Here is a 3,188-nt window from a genome sequence, read left to right as displayed (position 1 = left end):
CCGGCGCTCGCGGCCGGGTCCGTCCTCGGCGCACGCGGCCAAAATGCGGACTTGCCGAGCAAGCCGAGGGCCGCAGGAAGCAGCGTCAGGCTGGCCACCATTGAAAAGACGATTCCGATTGCGCCGATGGGCCCCAATCCGCGGTTTGAATTCAGTTCCGAGAAGAGCAGGCAAAGCAACGCCAAGGCGACCGTTGTCCCGGATGCCAGGATGGCGCCAAAACTCCCCTTGTATGCGCGTCCCACAGCCGACCATTTGTTCGACGCCTGACCCAGGGCCTCACGGTAACGGGCCACAAAGAGGAGGGCATAGTCGGTGGCTGAGCCGACTACCAGGATGGACAGGATCCCTTGGCTTTGTCCCGTCAATTGGATCGCGCCCGCCTTCGCCAAGGCAAAGACCACCAGGATGGAGCCGCAAAGCGCGAAGACGGCGGTAAGCAACACCACAAAGGGCAGCACCACGGATCGGTAGACGGCCAGCAGGATGACCAAAACGGCCCCCAGCGCAGCGAAGAGCAATATCCCGTCGATCCCGCCAAAGGCGTTGACCAAGTCGGCAAGGAAGCCCGCCGGTCCCGTCACGTAGGTGGTTGTTCCAGCGGGAAGCCCTGCCCCCACTGCATACCCCGCCGCCTTCTCGCGAAGCGCTTGGATGCTCCCCTTGACCCCGTTTCCTTCTTCCACCGGGACGATGAACTGCGCAGCTTTGCCGTCCGTGGACGGAATCGGCCCGACCGTCGACGTCGAATGGCTGACCCCGACGGCGGCGGACAGTTGGGTGCCGAGGGGCGCCAATCCGGCCAGTTGAGCGGGTGAAAGTTTCTCAGGAGACTCGATCAGCACCACTGCGGGAACGCTGCCGCTGGAAGTGAACTTGCTTTGCCATTCGCGGGCTTCGGTGGATTCGGCGCTCGCTGGCAGGAAGGATGCTTGGTCGTTGCTGGATACCTCGCTGAGCTTCCCAAAGGTCGGGCCGCCGATTCCGCCGATCGCCATCCACGCCACCAGCGATAGCACTGCCCCCGCCAACCACCACCGCGAACTGCTGCGTCGCCCGGTTCCAATCCGTTTGTCCATCATGCCCGCACCCTCCGTAATTACTTCCATGACAAAATATATCTATCATGGAGATAATTGGTCAATGATAGATCGGTGGGATAATTTGAGGCTGAAGGAGGCCTCATGGATGACAATCAGCACGTCCGGTCCGCAGCCGTACTCCTTGGGCTACTCCAGCAGTTCACGCTCGAGACGGAGCGGTATGTGGAGGCCGTCAGCAACCGCCACCACCTCCATCGGACGGACCTGAATGCCTTGGCAGCCATGGTGGCTGCCGCACGGGAGGGCAAGACGATGACTCCCGGAGCGCTCAGGGCGGCACTCAACCTGAGTTCGCCGGCTACAACAGCCCTTGTGGACAGGCTCGACCGGGCAGGCCACTTGGCACGACGCCGCAGCGAGAAGGACCGCCGTCAGGTTCATCTGGAGATGACCGATTCCGCGCGTGCCACCGGCAGCGAATTGTTTTCTCCCCTGGCGAGCGCCATCGCCCCGGTCATCGACGCGCTTTCGCCGGAAGAACTCCACGTAGTGATGGCTTTCATGCAAGGGGTCATCGAAGCCACCATGACTGCCCGGAACGATGTCACGCCAAACCAGGAACCATCGAATGGAGTTACGCCTGTGATCCCAGTGACTCGCAGGCCACTGCGGGAGTAACCTATAGCACATCGGCTGTGCTGGACCACTTTGTGGGACTGGGGTGTCACCGTGGGTGTTGTGAGATCGTCGTTGACCGAGCTCCTCGGGATACTTTCCGACGCCGTTTCGCCCGAGCGTGTCCGCTTCGACGACGGCTCCGAACCACCTTCCGGTCAACCAAGCGATGCCGCTGTCACCGTCCACACCGTCGCCTTGAATCGGGTGGGCCGCTCCCGGCGTGAAGGCCCACTGCTGGACCTCGAGCTCAAAGTTGCCGTGGAATGCCACGGCCCCACGCAACTGGACAACATGGAGAAACTCCTGCTGACCCTCGAGCAAAACACCCAGTACTCGGTGGTCTCCAGTGGCGAGTTCCAGCCGGACGAATACGATTCCGGCATCCGCCAAGGCCTCGGTTTCCTGATCCGCGTCCCGGTGGGGATACGGCTCGACGAGCCTTTCGGACCGCCTGTCACTGAACCCCTCATCGCGTCCACCACAGTGGCCCGCCGGATCCACGGCCGGCTGGTCGACGTCCACAACAAGGGCATCCCGGATGCCTACATCCGCCCGCATTCGTCCGCCGCCGCCGTCGTGAGCGATCCCACCGGCCATTTCGAGGTCCTGGCCTCGGCAGACGAACTCCAGCACTTTGTCGTGGCAGTCCGCGGCACTGAACGTGAAGTCTCAGCAGACACGAGCAGCCTGCCGGTCATCATCCGGTGGGAGTGAAAGGGAGCACACCATGGCGAATTACCAGGCGCCGGGAGTGTATGTACAGGAAGTGCCCAGCGGTGCACGCTCGATCGGACAGGTCAGCACCAGCATTGCCGGCTTCGTAGGAGTGTCCCCGGATCCCTTGGCGTATCCGGATGAAGCAAGGGTCTTGGACAACTGGACCCAGTTCGTGGACCAATACGTTGGCAAGTCCACGCAGGGGACACCCCTGTCCAACGCTGTCTTCGGATTCTTCGCCAACGGCGGCAGCCGCTGCTACGTGGTCAACATCGGTACCGGCGGCAGTCTCACAGGCACGGCCGCAAAGCCCAGCGGAGTGACCCTGTTCGAAGCGATCGACGACATCTCCATGGTGGCCGCCCCCGGATACAGCGACGCCGAAGCGTACGCGGCGCTGCAGGCCCACGTGGAGCATCCCTTGCGGCAAGACCGCATGGCGATCATGGACACTCCGGAGAAAGTGGACGACGTCGGAGCCCTCACCCGGGCGGCTACTTCCGGCGTGCCGGACGCACCGAAGTCGAGCGACGGCGACTCCGATGACGGCAAGTCCGACGACAAAGCCGACAACACAACGACGGCGCGGGCGACTGGCGAGGACGCGATCGGAGCGCCCCAATCCCCCGGCGGCTACACCGCGCTGTACTTTCCGTGGATCGTCATGACGGATCCGGTGTCCGGCAAGAAGGTGACCCAACCGCCGTCGGGCCATGTTGCCGGGGTGTGGGCTCGCGTGGACGCAACGCG

The 3,188-nt window shown here is 63.2% G+C and carries 3 protein-coding genes and 1 pseudogene; 3 read left to right on the top strand and 1 reads right to left on the bottom strand.

Translation table 11 applies throughout. The annotated features are described in order from the left end of the window. Window positions 1-1,109, bottom strand: a 1,109-nt coding sequence (locus AHiyo1_RS21005) for an MMPL family transporter (RefSeq protein WP_340639360.1), incomplete at its 3' end; no start/stop codon positions are given. A 75-nt stretch (window positions 1,110-1,184) separates the two neighbouring features. Between AHiyo1_RS21005 and AHiyo1_RS21000 the strand changes: the two genes are divergently transcribed. The 3 genes and pseudogenes from AHiyo1_RS21000 to AHiyo1_RS20990 form a co-directional block, all read left to right on the top strand. Next, on the top strand, window positions 1,185-1,721 hold the full coding sequence (locus AHiyo1_RS21000) for a MarR family winged helix-turn-helix transcriptional regulator (RefSeq protein ID WP_059389882.1): 537 nt from the start codon (window positions 1,185-1,187) through the stop codon (window positions 1,719-1,721). Window positions 1,722-1,772: 51 nt separating this feature from the next. Then, a complete protein-coding gene (locus AHiyo1_RS20995) occupies window positions 1,773-2,435 on the top strand; it encodes a hypothetical protein (protein ID WP_059389883.1) in 663 nt (220 codons plus the stop codon). Between the two features lie 13 nt (window positions 2,436-2,448). Next, window positions 2,449-3,188: pseudogene (locus tag AHiyo1_RS20990) on the top strand (phage tail sheath family protein); the annotation flags it as partial.

Source organism: Arthrobacter sp. Hiyo1 (genome assembly GCF_001263615.2).
In the GTDB taxonomy this organism is placed as follows: Bacteria; Actinomycetota; Actinomycetes; order Actinomycetales; family Micrococcaceae; genus Arthrobacter.
The sequence above is the reverse complement of the archived record's forward strand: the minus strand, read 5'-3'. Positions and strand labels throughout refer to the sequence as shown.